Raw genomic sequence first — 15,719 nt, forward strand, 5'->3', positions numbered from 1 at the left:
CCGGCCTGCGGGGCGATCCGTCCCGCCGGCCGGGCCTGTTTCGGACGCCCCGTTCAGGTGATAGTCGAAGGGCCTTGGTAGCGATGATAGGCCCAGGGCCCGTCGTGCCATTCCAGCAGTACGCATCCGCCCCGGCTGTGTTCGTGGAAGCCATGGACGGAAAGTCGCGGATTCCACAAGTAGGACCCCGCATGCATCGGCGTGTCGTCGTCCGGCGCAATGTCGCCTGCGAGGCAGAAGATCTCCTCCTCGACCGGGTGGAAGCCGGGGCCGCCGGTGCCTTCGAAGCCTGCGGGAACGCGCAGCAGCCGGGTATCAGCACCGGTCTGCGCGTCTTCCCAAAGCACCCGGCGTTCGAACCCTTCGAGCGCTCTGCCGCCGATCACCGGCACGATCGGCTCAACCGCGAAGACGTCCGGGATCACGGTGACGGAGCCTGTGGATGCGCCGGCGGGCATGGCATGATCGAGGATAACGATGGCCTGCGCGCCCCGCACGCTCGCGACATGCGGCATCGGGCCGCCGCGCGCCGTCGCCACGAAGCCGCCCTGGCCTATGCGCATCCCGTCCACTTCGATAGCGCCGCCGAGCACGAACATCTGCACGACGCTGCGCCATGCCTTCGGCCCGTCGCCACGGAACCCTGGCGGAAACGAGACGACACCGCTGCGCAGGCGACCATCACCGAGCCGACGCAGCGGCCTTGCGCAGGCGTCCGCACCGAACAGGTCGAACGGGACTTCGGCAATGGCATCGACATGGATGCAGGACGAAATACCGTAAGCGATGGGCCGGGGCGCAGAGCCTGCGGCAGAGTCGAAGGGCCGGGACATGTTTGCTCCGCGTGTCGAACGTCGATGCCGTCCGACCTTGCACACAAATCGACGGTCGCCCAGCCATCGCAGACATGCGTATTCGGCATGGAGACTGCCCGATCGTGCGATCGCCAGGACCGGACTTCTTCCCTATTTCACCTTCGGATGCTTACTGGAGCCTAAACCGCATGCCGACTACCTGCCTCGTGATCGACGGCGGCTCGCCGTTTGCCGATACGACCGTGTCTGCCGTCTCTGATCTGTTCGAACAGGTCCTGCGCGCCGCCGCACCGGCCAGCGAACTACCGCTCGATCCCGACGACGACGGCAGCTGGAACACATTGAGCGAAACAGTGCTGACCCGCCACGGCCCGGTCGATGCGATCGTCTTCTGCGCGCCGCCAGTCGGCACTGCTGGCCCGCAGGTGCTGGCCCGCCAGTGGTTCGCCATGCGCGAAATGCTGCGCCTGCTTCCGCCGGGAGAGCGCGGCATCTTCGTCAGCCAGCACCTTTCCCCAGACGGCGCGGATTTTGCGCGCGATGCCGCCGTCGAGGCGCAGCGCATCGGCATGGGCGCGGCCATGATCGACGGGATCGGCATGGAGCGCCGCCCTCGCGCCAACCGCCTGGTCATCGCCGATCAGGCCGCCCCCGCCGCGATTGCCGAGGCGGTGCGGTTCTTGTGCGATACCCGTTCCGCCTTCATGAGCGGCGCTGAAATCGCGCTCGACGACACCACGTCATTGGGCGACGCCCGGCTCGATGGGCGCACGGTGCTGGTAACCGGGGCGACTTCGGGGTTGGGTCGGCAGGCATCCATCGTTGCGGGCAGCCTCGGCGCGTTCGTGGCCGTAGGCGGCCGCAAGACGGCACTGGCCGACGAGACGCTGGCGATGGTGCGCGAGGCAGGCGGCGACGGCATGGTCGTCCCCCTCGACGTGACCGACGCTGATGCCTGGGCACGGGGCATAGACAGCGTGGTAGCGGCCCGCGGCGCGCTCCACGGATTGGTGAACAATGCCGGCGAATCGGTCAATCGGCGGCTGGACCTGCTGACGGGCGACGAATTGAGCTTCCTTGTCGCGGTGAACTATACCGGAACGATGCTGGGCATGGACGCGGCCCTGCCCGCGCTGCGGGCATCGGGCGGCGGTGCGATCGTCAACGTCAGTTCGGTGGCGGGCCTGCGCGGCGGACCGGGCGCGGCGGCCTATTCGTCGACCAAGGCGGCGGTGATCGGTGCCAGCATCGCGCGCGCAAGGACGCTGCAACGCGCGCATCCCCGGATCCGCATCAATGCGTTGCAGCCGGGTCTGATCTGGACCCAGGGTGTGACGGAATCGCTGGGCGAAGCGGGCGCGCAGGCATTCCGCGCCCGGATCGAGCCGCGCACGCCGCTGGGGCGGGTGACCACTCCTCTGGAGGTTGCACGCCCCTTGTGCTGGCTGCTTACGGAGGCGGCGGCGCCGGTGACGGGACAGGCGATACACGTATCAGGTGGTCTGGAGCTGAATTTCCCGTGACACGAAAACAGGGCCGGCTGCGATTTCGCGCAGCCGGCCCTTTTCATTACGCCTATGGGTCAGCGGACCGGGACCGGTTGCAGCGTCGCCATACGCAGGAGCTGGGTCAGCACGATCGCCAGGAGCACGCTGGCAGTCATCACGAGGTAGGCTTGCGTATAAGACCCGGTGATATCGTGCAGCAAGCCGCCCATGAACGATCCGATCCCGGCAGACAGGCCTTCGACCAGCACGATCAGGCCGGCAAGACGACCGAGATAGGGGCCACGGAAACGCTCCATCACGTTCGCCTGGGTCAGGGTATAGCTGCCACCCCAACCCAAGCCGAACAGCGCGACCCCGGGCCATACGGTCAGCGGGGTCGCGATCGTCAGGCAGGTGACGCCAACCAGCATCGTCGCCTGGAAAGCCATCCACACGCCGAGGCCGGGCCAGCGTTCGGACAGGAAACCGCTGCACGATTTGCCGACAAGCCCGCCCACGAAGATCAGGCTGAGGCTGGAAGCAGCCCACTCGGGATTGAAGCCACGGTCGCTGAAATAGAGGAAGCTGTGCGCCGCAACCCCGCCACCGGTGTAGAACAAGGCCGCGCCGATCGCCAGGATCAGCCAGACCTGGCCGGATCGCAGATAGTCGCGGATGCGCAGCGAAGGATCGGCGGCAACTTCGGCGGCCTGCTCGATATCCGAACCGGAAGCGCCGCCGACCGGCATCTGCCCGAAGTCCTGCGGCTTGCCGCGCAGCAGGAGGACCAGCAACAGCGCGAGCCCGACCGGCAGCAGAGCCAGCATGTGCATGGATTCGCGCCATCCGGAGTTGCCGATGAGATATGCGATGACCGGTGGAAGGATCGACCCGCCCAGGCTCTCGCCCGCCAGGATGATCCCCAGCGCCGTAGACCGCCGCTGCGCGAACCAGCGGGTCAGCACCAGCAGCACGACGACGACGTGGCAAGAGGAATAGGCGAAGGCGAGCAGGACGTGCAACGCATAAATCTGCCGCACGTCGGTGACGTAGCCATAGCCGAACAGGGCGACGCCCAGCGTCAAAAGCCCAGCGTAGATGACCGTGCGGGGCCCCAACCGGTCGGCCGCGAAGCCAATCGCCATGGCCCAAAGGCCACCGCCGAACAGTTGCACGACGTCACGCAACTTCAGCGTTGCGCGCGATATGTGCAGGTCGTGCAGGATGGCGGCGTCGAATACCGAGATGCCGGAACCGATGAGGCCGTGGCTGATGGCCAGAAGGACAGTCAGCGTGCCGGCGACGACCCAGCCGTAGCTTGGGCCGACCGGGATCAGGGGGCGCAACCGGTTCAGAGCGACACACTCATGCCGCCGTCGACCGACAGCATCTGCCCTGTCATGAAGCGTGCCCCGTCCGATGCCAGCATGGCGATGAAGTCTCCGATATCTTCGTTGGTGCCGACCCGGCCCAGCGGGACTTGCTCCACGGCGGCATGGAGCCCGGCCGGGGCGACGCCGTTGACGGTGATGCCGTGCGGACCCAGTTCCATCGCCAGCGTACGCACGAGCCCCGTAACACCGGCCTTGGACGACGCATAAGCTAGGCGCCCGGCCCAGCCGTACGTATGCCCGGCAATCGAACCAAGGCAGATGATACGTCCCGAAGTCCGCGCCTTCATCCTCGGCACGAAGGCGCGCGCCAGGCGCATGTGGCTGGTCAGGTTGAGGTCGGTGACCGTCTCCCAATGCGCGTCGTCGATGTCTTCCAGATAGCCGATCGAGGCGAACCCGGCATTGCTAACCAGCAGGTCGATGCCTTCATGGCGCCCCTCGACCCCGGCGGCATAGGCAGCCACCGCTTCGCTGGACCGCACGTCGAGCAGGCCGGTCACGACCGAACCGCCCGCGTCCACGATCGCCGCTTGGGTTCGGGCCAGCCCGTCGCCATCGATGTCGCTCGCTTCGATGTGATAGCCGTCCCGTGCGAGCGCCAACGCAGCGGCGGCGCCGATGCCCCGCGCCGCGCCGGTAACGATGGCGACCTTGTCCTTCACCATCATGCGATCAGGCATTCCCGGCCGGAACGAAATCGAGGTTGCCTGCGTGCAGCACGTAGCAAATCGCGCCCTTGGTACTGCGCAGCGGCGACTGGACGGTGCCCGCAGGCTTGTAGGTATAACAGCCGGGGCCGAAGACCACGCCGTCGGTCGTCTCCATTTCGCCTTCCATGACGAAAACCTCTTCGTCGCTGGTGTGGTAGTGAGGGCCGTGCTCGCTGACGAAGCCGGGCATGAACTGCACCAGCATCGCACCTTCGCCCGTCCCGGGGTGGCGCGAGAGGATCAGGCGGCGCATCACCGTGGTCCCGTCCGGCCCGGCGACGTCCTGCCATTCCTGTTTCATCGGATCGCCGATCACGCTCACGCCGCGCTCGGGTTCGATACCGTCGAGATTGAACGGCACAAGGTCGCGATATTCCTCGCTGAAGTTGAAATCGAGGTGGGTCTTGATCTTGGACAGGAAGAAGCTCTCCTCCGCCACTTCCGACTTGAATCCGTGCACCGTGTGGGTGGGGTGGAAACAGTAGGAATAGCGGCCCAGCCAGTTCTCTCCGTCGAAGGAGAACTTGCCGTCGACCACGAAGATTTCCTCGTCGCCCGAATGGTAATGCGGCTTGGCGGGCGCACCGTATCCCGACGAGGGATCGATGCGCTGCAAGGCGGTGCGTGCGCCCGTTTCCGGGTCGTGGCTCAACATCTTGGTGAACTGACCGTGCAGTTCGCCGGGCGCCCACTCCATGGCGTTGGTGTCGAGAAAGGGTACGGCTTCGCGCATGACTTGGTCCTCACAGACTGTTCCAGGAGTGGATCGGGCGCCAGCGGGGACGACATCGCCTCCGCCGGCGCCCGTGAAGGCAATCAGGGTTGCGTGGCGGGTACCCAGTTCTCCCACAGGATCTTGCCCCAGCCGAGCATCCAACCCATCTCGATCATCCAGGCATTGACCATCTTGCCCGGCTTCAGTTCATGGACCGCCGAGAACGACTGGCCCGGGAACTCGACGAAGCCGCGGCCGCGCCACATCGAATGCAGCTTGAAGCCTTCGCCGGTCGGATGGTGGATGACCTGCTTGAGCGCGGGGCGGCCTGACTCGGGCATCTGGATCTTGCGGACCGACAGCCAGTCGCGCGAGAAGGGCAGTTCCTTGAGTTCGGCAGGATGCTCCAGCGTCACCGATGCGCGCATCATCGTCTCGCCGCGGCGCACGATCTTGCCCTTGACCAGGCTGCCCATGACTTCGAGTTCGTTGTGCTCGCAGATCGCCTTGGGGCGACCCGAAACGTCGCGCGCGGCGATCAGTGCCTCGTCGGTCGAAGTCCAGATATACGGCACGTAGGTGCCGACCATGTCACCGAAGCGGACCTGCAGGAGGATCATGCCTTCCTGGAATTTCTGCGAGGTGGGCATCTGGCGGTTGTCACCGATGATGGCCACGCCGGTCGTGCCCTCTTCCCAAACGAGGGGATCGGGAACCGCAGCACGGGCCGCTTCGGGATCGAGTTCGAACTCGACCATGATCGCGCGGCACATCTCCATGGGATGCGGCGGCTCGTTGACGGGGGAGGACAGGAACGGCGCGGTCCATCCCTCCCGGCGTGCAGCGAAGCCCGTTGGTATATAGGTAGGCGCATCCGGCGTGATCTTGGTCGATGGCGGAATGGTATGCTTGGGAGCAGGCGTATCCTCGCCGCTCGTCGTCGTGTCAGTCGTCACCGGCTCTGCTGCCTGAAGTTCCATCGCATTGCTCCATCACTGCGTTGGCACTTGTTTCCCTTGTCGGCCGTTCAAAGGAAATCGCGGTTCATGTAGGTTGGTATCACACATGCGCATGGCCCGGTCGAGCGAGACCCGCATTGTATCCTTGCTATTTCCAAGTGGATTCCACCTTGCCGGCATCGCGGCGCAGCAGACGCGAAAAGCGCTCGGCAATAGGGGAATCGAAACTGCCCTTGCGGCGAACGAGGCCGACATGGGCGACGCCGAACGTAAAGTCGAAACCCTGCAACGGCTCGATGGAAAAACCGCGCGTCTTCTGGATCAGTTCTTCAGGCAGGATCGTCAGCAGGTTCGACTGCGCCACCACCGACGCCATGAGCGCAACGGACGAACACTGCATCGCGACAGGTGGCGGTTCCAAACCGTTTTCAGTGAAGAACGCGCTGAAAGCCGATTGTACGGAGGCTCCGTTGATTAGGCACCAATTCGCCGCCGCCAACTCCTTGGGGCCGATCTGCTTGCTGTCGCGCAGCGGATGGTCCGCCCTAGCGAACACGCGCGTGCGTATATCGAACAGCGGCTCGTAATCGAGGTGATCGTGCATGCTGCCCGTGGTGTAGAGAGAGAAGGCTATGTCGATGTCGCCGTGCGACAGGTCAGATACGAGCGCGGCGTAGTTGTCGCTTTCGATATCGACATGAATGCCGGGCCAACGCCGCACGAGTTCCGCGATCACGCCTGGGATCAACACATAGGCGAAGCTGTGATTGATGCCGATGCGGAGCGAGCCGCCTTTGAGATTCTGATAGGTCTTCAGTTCGTCCATTGAACGATTGTATTCGTTCAGCATCAGCCGCGCGTGGGGGTAGAACTGTCTTCCGAAGGCGGTCAGTTCGACACCCTTCGCGCTGCGTTCGAACAATGGCAGGCCGAGCAGATTTTCGAGAGCGCCGACGCTTCGCGAAAGCCCAGACTGGCTGATATTGAGCGTCTCAGCCGCTTTCAGCATGTTGCCAGTGTCAGCGGTGACAACGAAATGTCGCAAATGCTGAATGTTCATCGCACGACATAAACCTGCAGGGGATCGGCGGGTCAAGCCGGCATTCGGCCCATTTGTTCGCCAGGCGGTGAAGCTGCTTTGCGTTTGCCGATCGTCACAGCGCGCCGGTGAACTCCGCCCCGTTAGGGCTGAGGACCTGGCCGGTCAGAAAACGCGCCTGTGCGGATGCCAGGAACACTATCAGGTCCGCGCAGTCGGACGGCTGGGCAAGCCGTCCCATTGGGATCGAGGCCGCCTTCGCCGCTATTTCATCGAGCGCCATCGCTGCGCGCGTCATCGGAGTGTCCGTCAATGCGGGCAGCACGGCGTTGACGGTGATCCGGCGCGAGGCGAATTCCTGCGCCCAGGCCCGCGTGAACCCGATCATCGCCGCCTTCGCCCCCGCGTAGTGGGAGTTCGCCTCCACACCGCGCGCGGCGATCAGCGATCCGACGTTGACGATCGCGCCGCCGCCCGCCGCCGCCATCACCGGAACCACGGCCTGCGTCAGGAAGAAGCTCCCGCGCGCCGAAACGGCGAACACGCGGTCGAACGCATCGGCAGCGACCGTCTCGATCGCCCCGCCGCCGCCTTTCGCCGCATTGTTCACCAGCACCCGAGGCGGTCCAAGGCGCTGCGCAATGTCCGCGACGAGCCCGGGCAAGGCGTCGATGTCCGCAATGTCGCATCGGAAGGGCACGATCGCGGCACTCTGCCGGGCCAGCGCCTGCGCGCGTTCCGCATCGGTATCGACCAGCGCCACCCGGTGCCCTGCCGCCGCCAGGGCAAGGCTGGTCGCCGCGCCGATGCCGCTGGCCCCCCCGGTGACGATCGCGGCCGGCGCGGCGGCGTCCGCGTTCATGGCAGACGATCGAACTTCAGGTTGTCCAGGCGGCCGACCGATATGCCGCCGTCGATGGCGATGGTCTGCCCGGTGATGTACCGCGCCTCGTCCGAGGCGAGGTAAAGGAACCCCTGCGCGATTTCCGCGGGCATGCCCACGCGCGGGATCGGGATGACCGAGGCCATCGCGTCGAGTGCTTCGTCCGAGGCGCTTTCGCGCAAGGCATGGCCGAGGACGAGGCCGGGCTCGATCCCGGCCACGTTGATCCCCTTGCGCGCCAGTTCCAGCGCCGCCCCGCGAATGAAGCCGTTCACCCCCGCCTTGAGCGCACCGTAATGCACGAGATTGACGAAATTGCGGCGCGTCCCCGCGAGCGAGGACGTGATGAGTATCCGCGCGTGGCTGCTTTTCTCCAGGTGGGGCAAGGCATCCGCCGCCAGCCAAAAGCATGCCTTCAGGCCGACGTCGAAGACCTTGTCGAGATCGGCGTCCGCAAGTTCGCCGATCGCCCCGAACGGGATGTAGGCCGCGTTGTGCAGGACGATGTCGAGCCCGCCGTACGTCGTGACCGCGCGCTCGACCATCGCGGCCACGTCCCGGCGCTGCCCCATGTCGACCACGTCCAGGCAGGCCTCGCCGCCGGCGGAGCGGATGGCCGCTACCGTCTCCGCGCCAGGCGCTTCGGATCGGGTCGCCACCACCACGCACGCGCCTTCGCGTGCGAAGAGTTCGGCAGTGGCCCTGCCGATACCGCGCCCGCCGCCGGTGACGATCGCCACGCGGCCGTCGAGTTTCCCCATGGCGATCCCCTTTCTAGAACTGCGAGCCGCTTAGCGCGGGATCGCGCGGTCGAAGAACTCGATCGCTGCCGCGCTGCACTTGTCGGGGCTGGTGATCATGCAGTACGTCGAGCCCGCGTTCTCGATCGTCGCGACTTCGGCATCGGGCTTCAGCGCGAGGAAGCTGTTGACCAGGTAGTCGAAGGACACTTCCTTCAGTTCCTCGCGGTCGTTCTGGGCGGAGTCGTTACCCATCAGCAGCATCGTCGGGCATTCCAGGCGCTTGACGTCGCCGGTCAGGTCGACTTCCTTGTACGCCTCGATCACCCACTTGAGCGTGTTGGGATTGACGTTCTCGATGTACCGCTTCTTGGCCCATACCTCGTAGGCGATGCCACCTTCGGCATAGAGCAGGTCGGCCGGGAAGACCGATCCCGCGAACATACGCGACATGTGGTCCACGCCGAAATACTTGCCCACGTAGTAGGCAGCATCCATGATCCCGCGCCAGGTATCGTCGCTCTTGAACCAGGGATACGTGCAGAGCGCCGAGACCCGTTCGGGGTACTTTGCGGCAAAGCGCAGGCCGACCGGCGCGCCCGTGGAGGTCGCCCAGATCGCGGTCTTCTCGATTCCGGCGGCGTCGAGCACGATCCGCATGTCCTCGGCGTACTGGTCCACCGTGGGCGGGCACGCCATCGTCCAGTCGGACTTGCCGCTGCCCCGGAATGCCCAGTTGACGACCTTGTAGTGCTGCGCGAGATCGTCGACCACGAATTCATACTGCGCGTCGATGAGTGCGAAGCCCCCGATCAGCATCACCGGCGGGCCTTCGCCCTTGGTCTCGTACCACAAGTGGATGCCGTTCTCGCTTGCCGTCGCCATGATGCAAATCCTTAGGTTCGAGCGAAAGTCTCCAAGAGAGACCCGCCTGCCCCCGATCGCACGGGATCGGGTCGGAACGCGATTGATGCGGCCGGTCATGGAGACTGTCGATGCCGGTATACTCCGACCCCGTTGACGGATGCGCATATGCGGACTGGCGCGAATGCCGGACGGCCATGGCCGGCAGACCTGCGCCCTTTCGTCAACTGCGCATACCCTTGTGCGTTTATGGCATCTGCGCCGGGCTTGACTGTGCAGGCCAGTCGCGAGAGCCTGCCGGGGCATTCGAAGGGTGCGCAAGGGCAGCAGGGTCCCACCGAAGCAAGACGCGGTCGAAACTGAATACGAACCGCAACACGGCGCCGGTCGCACGGCGTTCTTCCGTCCGCCGGTGACCTGTCTGTACTTCGCGCGCCCGTCTCTTTTGAGGGAATTGATCCATGCTCAGTGCCGCCGACAACGAACTTCTCACCCAGGTGAACCCAGGCACCGCCATGCATGCACTGATGCGCAGTTACTGGATTCCCGTCCTGCGCAGCGAACGCCTGGAAGCGGGCGGTGCGCCAGTGAAGGTCCGCCTGATCGGAGAAGACTTCGTCGCCTACCGCAGTCCCGACGGCACGGTCGGCCTAGTCGACGAGCGTTGCCCCCACCGCTGCGCCTCGATGTCGATCGCGCGCAACGAGGAAGGCGGCCTGCGTTGCATCTACCACGGCTGGAAGTACGATCAGGATGGCAGCCTCATCGAAGCGCCGACCGAGCAGGTTGCGCATCGCAAAGCGCTGATGAAGCGCGTCAAGCTCGGCGCCTACAGCGCGCACGAGGCAGGCGGAATGATCTGGGTCTACCTGGGCCCCAAGGACTCCGCCCCGCCGTTCCCCGCGTTCGAATTTACCGGCCTCGCGCCCGATCAGATCGACATCAAGATCGCGATCCTGCCGTTCAACTGGCTGCAGAACCTGGAATCGGTGCTCGATTCGGCCCACTTGGGCTATCTGCACCGCAGTTCTGTGGAACTGGCGATGACCGACAACGCCAAGCAGAACGCGCAGAACTGGGAAGTCGACAGCGCCCCCAAGCTCGAATTCGAAGACACCCCGTTCGGCGTGCGCGAAGCAGCGATCCGCAACCGTGCCGACGGGTCGAGCGACGTGCGCCTGCGCGAAGTGGTCGCGCCATTCTACGCATTCTTGCCCGGCACCGAGGGCAACGAGCGTTCGATCGTGATCGCGGTTCCGATCGATGACAACAACAGCCTGCAGATCCACGTCACCTACAACCCCTTTCGCGCCTTCAAGTCGGGAGAGGTCGAGAAGATCTGGTTCTACACGCATGAGGACAAGAACGACATCTCCGATCCCGCCCCCGGCCCGCTCGGCTGGCCCCAGGACCGCGAGGCAATGAAGAACGGCCACTTCAGCGGCATCACCAACCGCCACGTCTTCTACGAGGATTTTGCCGTACTGCAGTCGATGGGCCCGGTAGTGGACCGGCGCTTCGAACATCTCAGCTCCAGTGACATGACGCTGGTGCGCTTCCGCAAGGGCATGCTCCAAGCGCTCAAGGACATAGACGACGGCCGAAATCCTTGGGGTCGTCCGGAAAATCCCGCAGACTATGCCGAGATCCGTACCCGCGTGATCGACGTTCCCGCCGGAGAGAGTTGGCGCGCGATCGCACAGCCGGCCTGAGTTTCACCGCACAGCTCGCCCGCCCCCACGACGGCCGGGGGAGCACCATTTGCGATCCCCCCCGCAAGCGCGGGCCGTCGGTGTGCGCCTGCGCCGCCCGGCCCACGCCCTTCCTGCCAGGATTTTCCTTGCCATGCCGTCAACGACCCGCCTCCAGACCCATCGGCCCCCGGCATGAGCGCCACCGCCGCTTCGCCCACGATCCTCGTCACTTCGGCGATGGGGAACCAGGGGCGCCTGCTGATCCCCCGCCTCGTCGCGCACGGATGCACGGTGCGAGCCTATGACATTGCCGCCGACGAGGCCGCATTGCAGCGGCTCGGGGCTGCCTGGGCGATCAGGGCCGACCTGCTTGACGAGGGTGCGCTCGCGCAGGCGATGGCGGGAGCCGACGCGGTCTATCACCTCGGCCCCAATGCTCACCCGCGCGAGGACGAGATCGGCTTCGCCGCCATCCGCGCGGCGCGCGGCGCAGGCGTGGACCATTTCGTGTTCGGTTCGGTCCTACACCCGCAGATACCCGCGCTCACCCAGCATGCTATGAAGCTGCGCGTATCGGTCGCGCTGATAGAATCCGGCCTGCGCTGGACGGTGCTGGAGCCCGCGCACTACATGCAGACCCTGCAGCACCGCGCCGCCTTCGCTGGCGATCCCTTCCGTCTGACCTGGAGCCTCGATCGACGGCAGGCCCTCGTCGATCTCGCCGACGTCGCACAAGTCGCGGCACAGGTCCTCGTCGAAGGGCCGGCTGCGCATCACGGCGCGACGTACGAGCTGTGCTCGGGCGCGTGCCTGACCGCCGGGCAGATCGCCGAACAACTGTCGGCGCTGCTGGATCGCAGCGTCGGCACGGTCAGGGTGATGCCCGAAGAGGTCATCGAAAACGTGTTCGGACCCGACCCCGACCAAGCCCGCTTCGCCGAACGGGTCCGCCTCTTCACCACCGTGGCCGACTGGTACAGCGACAACCACTTCGACGGCTCCTCGACTGTCCTGCGCGCACTGCTCGGGCGCGCGCCGACGACTTTCGCTGCCTTCCTCGCCCGCGACCTCGCGGCATGGCAGGCCACGCAGAACTTGATCCCGCAGGCATCTTGAGCCGCGAAACTGAAATTCATGGAGACGTATGGTGCAGCGTGAAATTGCGATAATCGGTGCCGGCATCGGCGGACTCACGCTGGCCCTGGCGCTGCGCCAGCGCGGGTTCGCGCCGACCATCTACGAACGTGCGCCAATCCTCGGCGAAGTGGGCGCGGGGCTGACGCTGTGGCCGAACGCCACGAAAGTGCTGGCGCACCTCGGCCTGTTCGACGAACTCGAACGCATCGGCGAGGAACCCATCCACCAGATGATCCGCAACGGCGAGACCGGCGAAGTCCTGCGCATGTTCGAGCGCAAGAGCATGATGCGCCCCACGTACGGCGCCCCCCTGCTCCAGATCCATCGCCGCGACCTGCACGACATGCTGGTCAAGGCGCTGGAGGAACGCGCGCCCGGATCGGTCAAGCTGGGCTGGGAACTGGCCGGGATCGAGCCTGATGCCGAGCGCCCCTCGGCAACGTTCACCAACGGCCAGCGGATCGAGGCCGACATCATCGTGGGCTGCGACGGTATCCGTTCGAAAGTGCGCTCGGACCTGTTCGGTACCGAACAGCCTCGCTTCACGCAGATCGTCGCCTGGCGCGGCCTGGTGCCGATGACCGACCTTTCCGACGACTTCCGCGCCGAGCCGGTCGGCATCCACATCGGCGAAGGCTGCCACGTGGCGCACTATCCAGTCCGGCAGGAAACGCTGCTCAACTTCCTCGGCTTCGCGGTCGTCGACGGCTGGGCGGAAGAAGGCTGGGCGATCCCCTCCACGGTCGAGGAGATGATGGATCGCTTCGCGCACTTCCACCCCGCGGTGACGACGGCGATGGCCGCCACGCCCAAGGGCGGGCTGTTCAAGTGGGGCCTGTTCGACCGCGACGTGCGCGAACAATGGTCGGTCGGGTCGGTGACCCTGCTGGGCGATGCGGCGCATCCGATGCTGCCGTTCCTCGGCCAGGGGGCGGGCATGGTGATCGAGGACGCAATGATCCTCGCCCGCCTGCTCGAAGCGCGGGACGATACCGCCGCCGCGCTGGCCCGGTACGAAGACTTGCGCCGGCCGCGTACCGCCTACACGATGCTCAAGGGCCGCGCTCACGCGCATTACTACAACACCCGCGCCGACGAAGCCGACGAATCGTCGCTGGCGATGGAAGTCGACCTCAACGAATACAACGCCATGACGGTCGCCCTGTGAGCGGGGCGCGCGGCATTTGCGCCGCCCCGGCCGTCGCAACGAGGCCGGGCGCTGCGAGCGATCGTCATGCCTGGCTGATCGTGGCCGCGCTTTTCGTGTCGACCATGCTGGTTCAGGGTACCGCACTGGGCGGGATCACGATGTTCGACGAGCGCATCCTGAACGAGCTTCACATCACCCGCAGCGTGCTCAAGTTCCGCGACCTGATCTATATCTTCACGGCGTCGTTCTCATGCATGTTCATGGCCCGGCTGTGCGACCGCTTCGGCGCAAGGACGGTGGTCGCCACGGGGTTGGTCTGCTTCGCAGCGGTGATGGCGGGCTACGCGGTCGCGACCTCGATCGCGATGATCTACATTGCCCATGCCCTGCTGGGCTTCTGCTATGCCTGTGTCCACGTCGTCGTGATGATGGTGATCCTGAGCCGCTGGTTCCCGACCGACGATCCGCGCCGCGGCATCGCCCTGGGCATCTGCGTTTCTGGATCGAGTTGCGGGGCGATCGTGACCTCGCAGGCCATCACCGCGCTGCTGGCCGAATTACCCTGGCGCGGCGTGTTCGGGGTCATGGCGCTGGCGCCGCTGGTCCTGTTGCCGCTGACCCTTTCTATCCGCACGCCGCGCGACACACGCATGGGCCGCTGGCAGGCGGCGCAGACGCCGCAGTTGGGCTTTTCGTTCAGGCTGCTGGTTTCAGGACGCGCGCTGGCAATGATGATGGCGATCGTGCCTGCGTTCTACGTCTCCTCCTGCGCCGCATCGCACACCGCGCTGATGCTGCGCGGCCAGGGCCTGCCGCTCGCGACAGCGGCGGGCGGCGTCAGCCTGATGTTCACCGCCGCGCTCGTCGGCAAGTTCGGCTCGGGCTTCCTGCTGATCCGCTTCCGCCTGCAGACCGCCTGGCTGCTCTCGCTGGGGCTGATGACGGTCGGAGCCCTGCTGCTGGTGCTGTTCACACGCGAAGCGGCGATTTTCGCGCTATTCCTGTCCGGCCTGGGCTGGGGCGGATGCTTCCCGCTTGCCCAGCTGAAAATCGGCGAGATCTTCCCAGGGGACGCGCTGACGCGGGTGCTGGGCGCCTTCGTCGTCTTCGAATCCATCGGCTCGGCGGCCGGGGCCTGGCTCACCGCAGTGATGTACGACGCCAGCGGTTCGTACACACTGCCGTTCACGGTCAATGTCGTCCTGCTCGTTGCCGGTCTCGTGGCCTCGATCATGATCCATCGCAACATCGCCGCGACCTTGTCCACGGAGACGGTGTGAACAGCGTTTCCCTTGCAGGGCGCCACGCCTTCATAACCGGCGGAGCACGCGGTCTCGGCCTCGTGATGGCCAGGGCGCTGGCCGGGGCCGGAGCCGCCGTCACGATCACCGCGGGCCGTTCCGCAGGTGAACTGGCACAAGCGCATGCAGAGCTTTCGAGGCTGACCGGCGGACGGGCCTTCGCCGTCATGGCCGACGTCGCCGACCCCGCCGCCTGCGCGCACAGCGTGGCAGCGGCGGGGGCGGCGCTCGGCCCGGTGGACATCCTCGTCAACAATGCGGCGCGCGGCCCGCGCGAGCAGCCCGCCAGCCACGACACCAGCCTGGGCATCGATCCGTGGGCGCTCGACACCGGGCCCTATGCCGAGATGCTGGTCGGAAACGTCGCCGGAGCCTGGTTCATGGCGCGCGAGGTGGTGCCCGGTATGGTCGAGCGCGGCTTCGGCCGGGTAATCAACATCTCCACCTCCAAGCCCACCATGGAGATGGCGATCGGCGGCGCCTATGGCCCGTCGAAGGCGGCGCTGGAGGCACAGAGCCGCGCCTGGGCGCGGCATCTGGAGGGTAGCGGTGTGACTGTCAACCTGCTGCTGCCGGGCGGGCAGACAGACACCGATTTCATCGCCGGCGGACGTCCGGGCGAACGGCCCCTGATAGACTGGCCCGAACGCGCCGGTACGATCGAGGAAGGCCGCACGCCGGGTCTGCTTCCCCCCGAGGTGATGGCCGCGCCGGTCGTGTGGTTGGCCTCCGAGGCCTCGGCCGGGATCACCGGCAAGCGCTGGGTCGGCGCGAACTGGCACCCCGCCCTCGCGCCCGAGGACGCCGCGCGGGTCGCGGCGTCCTCCTGAC

General features: G+C 65.9%; 15 protein-coding genes. 6 read left to right on the forward strand and 9 right to left on the reverse strand.

Annotated elements, in window-relative coordinates:
- Positions 1–53: 53 nt before the first annotated feature.
- A complete protein-coding gene (locus ACFFDA_RS03205; RefSeq protein ID WP_404478152.1) occupies positions 54–833 on the reverse strand; it encodes a cupin domain-containing protein in 780 nt (259 codons plus the stop codon).
- Positions 834–1,003: 170 nt separating this feature from the next.
- Between ACFFDA_RS03205 and ACFFDA_RS03210 the strand changes: the two genes are divergently transcribed.
- A complete protein-coding gene (locus ACFFDA_RS03210) occupies positions 1,004–2,338 on the forward strand; it encodes an SDR family NAD(P)-dependent oxidoreductase (protein ID WP_404478153.1) in 1,335 nt (444 codons plus the stop codon).
- A 59-nt stretch (positions 2,339–2,397) separates the two neighbouring features.
- On the opposite strand, the gene ACFFDA_RS03215 is transcribed toward ACFFDA_RS03210, so the two are convergent.
- The 8 genes from ACFFDA_RS03215 to ACFFDA_RS03250 form a co-directional block, all read right to left on the reverse strand.
- A complete protein-coding gene (locus tag ACFFDA_RS03215; RefSeq protein ID WP_404478154.1) occupies positions 2,398–3,648 on the reverse strand; it encodes an MFS transporter in 1,251 nt (416 codons plus the stop codon).
- Positions 3,649–3,653: 5 nt separating this feature from the next.
- Positions 3,654–4,364, reverse strand: a complete 711-nt coding sequence (locus ACFFDA_RS03220; protein WP_404478155.1) for an SDR family NAD(P)-dependent oxidoreductase — start codon at positions 4,362–4,364, stop codon at positions 3,654–3,656.
- 4 nt (positions 4,365–4,368) lie between these two features.
- Positions 4,369–5,139: a cupin domain-containing protein gene (locus ACFFDA_RS03225; protein ID WP_404478156.1), complete on the reverse strand. Its 771-nt coding sequence runs from the start codon at positions 5,137–5,139 to the stop codon at positions 4,369–4,371.
- A gap of 83 nt (positions 5,140–5,222) precedes the next feature.
- On the reverse strand, positions 5,223–6,101 hold the full coding sequence (locus ACFFDA_RS03230) for an acetoacetate decarboxylase family protein (RefSeq protein WP_404478157.1): 879 nt from the start codon (positions 6,099–6,101) through the stop codon (positions 5,223–5,225).
- Positions 6,102–6,228: 127 nt separating this feature from the next.
- Positions 6,229–7,140, reverse strand: a complete 912-nt coding sequence (locus tag ACFFDA_RS03235) for a LysR family transcriptional regulator (protein ID WP_404478158.1) — start codon at positions 7,138–7,140, stop codon at positions 6,229–6,231.
- A gap of 94 nt (positions 7,141–7,234) precedes the next feature.
- On the reverse strand, positions 7,235–7,981 hold the full coding sequence (locus tag ACFFDA_RS03240) for an SDR family NAD(P)-dependent oxidoreductase (protein ID WP_404478159.1): 747 nt from the start codon (positions 7,979–7,981) through the stop codon (positions 7,235–7,237).
- Complete coding sequence (locus tag ACFFDA_RS03245; protein WP_404478160.1) at positions 7,978–8,763, reverse strand: SDR family NAD(P)-dependent oxidoreductase; 786 nt, start codon at positions 8,761–8,763, stop codon at positions 7,978–7,980. Before ACFFDA_RS03245 ends, ACFFDA_RS03240 begins: the two co-directional genes overlap by 4 nt.
- A gap of 30 nt (positions 8,764–8,793) precedes the next feature.
- Entirely contained in the window at positions 8,794–9,627 is an 834-nt protein-coding gene (locus ACFFDA_RS03250) for an alpha/beta fold hydrolase (RefSeq protein ID WP_404478161.1), read from the reverse strand.
- A gap of 440 nt (positions 9,628–10,067) precedes the next feature.
- On the opposite strand from ACFFDA_RS03250, the gene ACFFDA_RS03255 reads away from it, so the two are divergent.
- The 5 genes from ACFFDA_RS03255 to ACFFDA_RS03275 all read left to right on the forward strand — a co-directional run bounded on the left by ACFFDA_RS03255 (position 10,068) and on the right by ACFFDA_RS03275 (position 15,718).
- Positions 10,068–11,318, forward strand: coding sequence for a Rieske 2Fe-2S domain-containing protein (locus tag ACFFDA_RS03255; protein ID WP_404478162.1), 1,251 nt, complete (start codon positions 10,068–10,070; stop codon positions 11,316–11,318).
- Positions 11,319–11,492: 174 nt separating this feature from the next.
- Positions 11,493–12,416: an NmrA family NAD(P)-binding protein gene (locus ACFFDA_RS03260; protein ID WP_404478163.1), complete on the forward strand. Its 924-nt coding sequence runs from the start codon at positions 11,493–11,495 to the stop codon at positions 12,414–12,416.
- Positions 12,417–12,444: 28 nt separating this feature from the next.
- On the forward strand, positions 12,445–13,605 hold the full coding sequence (locus ACFFDA_RS03265) for an FAD-dependent monooxygenase (RefSeq protein ID WP_404478164.1): 1,161 nt from the start codon (positions 12,445–12,447) through the stop codon (positions 13,603–13,605).
- Positions 13,606–13,685: 80 nt separating this feature from the next.
- Positions 13,686–14,867 (forward strand): CynX/NimT family MFS transporter, encoded by a 1,182-nt coding sequence (locus tag ACFFDA_RS03270; protein ID WP_404478165.1) that lies wholly within the window; start codon positions 13,686–13,688, stop codon positions 14,865–14,867.
- Complete coding sequence (locus tag ACFFDA_RS03275; RefSeq protein ID WP_404478166.1) at positions 14,864–15,718, forward strand: SDR family NAD(P)-dependent oxidoreductase; 855 nt, start codon at positions 14,864–14,866, stop codon at positions 15,716–15,718. Before ACFFDA_RS03270 ends, ACFFDA_RS03275 begins: the two co-directional genes overlap by 4 nt.
- Position 15,719: the final 1 nt, after the last annotated feature.

The organism is Novosphingobium sp. BL-52-GroH, assembly GCF_044813085.1.
GTDB lineage: Bacteria > Pseudomonadota > Alphaproteobacteria > Sphingomonadales > Sphingomonadaceae > Novosphingobium.

Coding starts and splice junctions, on each gene's coding strand:
- ACFFDA_RS03205 (WP_404478152.1), bottom strand. CDS start 833: ATGTCCCGGCCCTTCGACTCTGCCGCAGGCTCTGCGCCCCGGCCCATC.
- ACFFDA_RS03210 (WP_404478153.1), top strand. CDS start 1,004: ATGCCGACTACCTGCCTCGTGATCGACGGCGGCTCGCCGTTTGCCGAT.
- ACFFDA_RS03220 (WP_404478155.1), bottom strand. CDS start 4,364: ATGATGGTGAAGGACAAGGTCGCCATCGTTACCGGCGCGGCGCGGGGC.
- ACFFDA_RS03225 (WP_404478156.1), bottom strand. CDS start 5,139: ATGCGCGAAGCCGTACCCTTTCTCGACACCAACGCCATGGAGTGGGCG.
- ACFFDA_RS03230 (WP_404478157.1), bottom strand. CDS start 6,101: ATGGAACTTCAGGCAGCAGAGCCGGTGACGACTGACACGACGACGAGC.
- ACFFDA_RS03235 (WP_404478158.1), bottom strand. CDS start 7,140: ATGAACATTCAGCATTTGCGACATTTCGTTGTCACCGCTGACACTGGC.
- ACFFDA_RS03240 (WP_404478159.1), bottom strand. CDS start 7,981: ATGAACGCGGACGCCGCCGCGCCGGCCGCGATCGTCACCGGGGGGGCC.
- ACFFDA_RS03245 (WP_404478160.1), bottom strand. CDS start 8,763: ATGGGGAAACTCGACGGCCGCGTGGCGATCGTCACCGGCGGCGGGCGC.
- ACFFDA_RS03250 (WP_404478161.1), bottom strand. CDS start 9,627: ATGGCGACGGCAAGCGAGAACGGCATCCACTTGTGGTACGAGACCAAG.
- ACFFDA_RS03255 (WP_404478162.1), top strand. CDS start 10,068: ATGCTCAGTGCCGCCGACAACGAACTTCTCACCCAGGTGAACCCAGGC.
- ACFFDA_RS03260 (WP_404478163.1), top strand. CDS start 11,493: ATGAGCGCCACCGCCGCTTCGCCCACGATCCTCGTCACTTCGGCGATG.
- ACFFDA_RS03265 (WP_404478164.1), top strand. CDS start 12,445: ATGGTGCAGCGTGAAATTGCGATAATCGGTGCCGGCATCGGCGGACTC.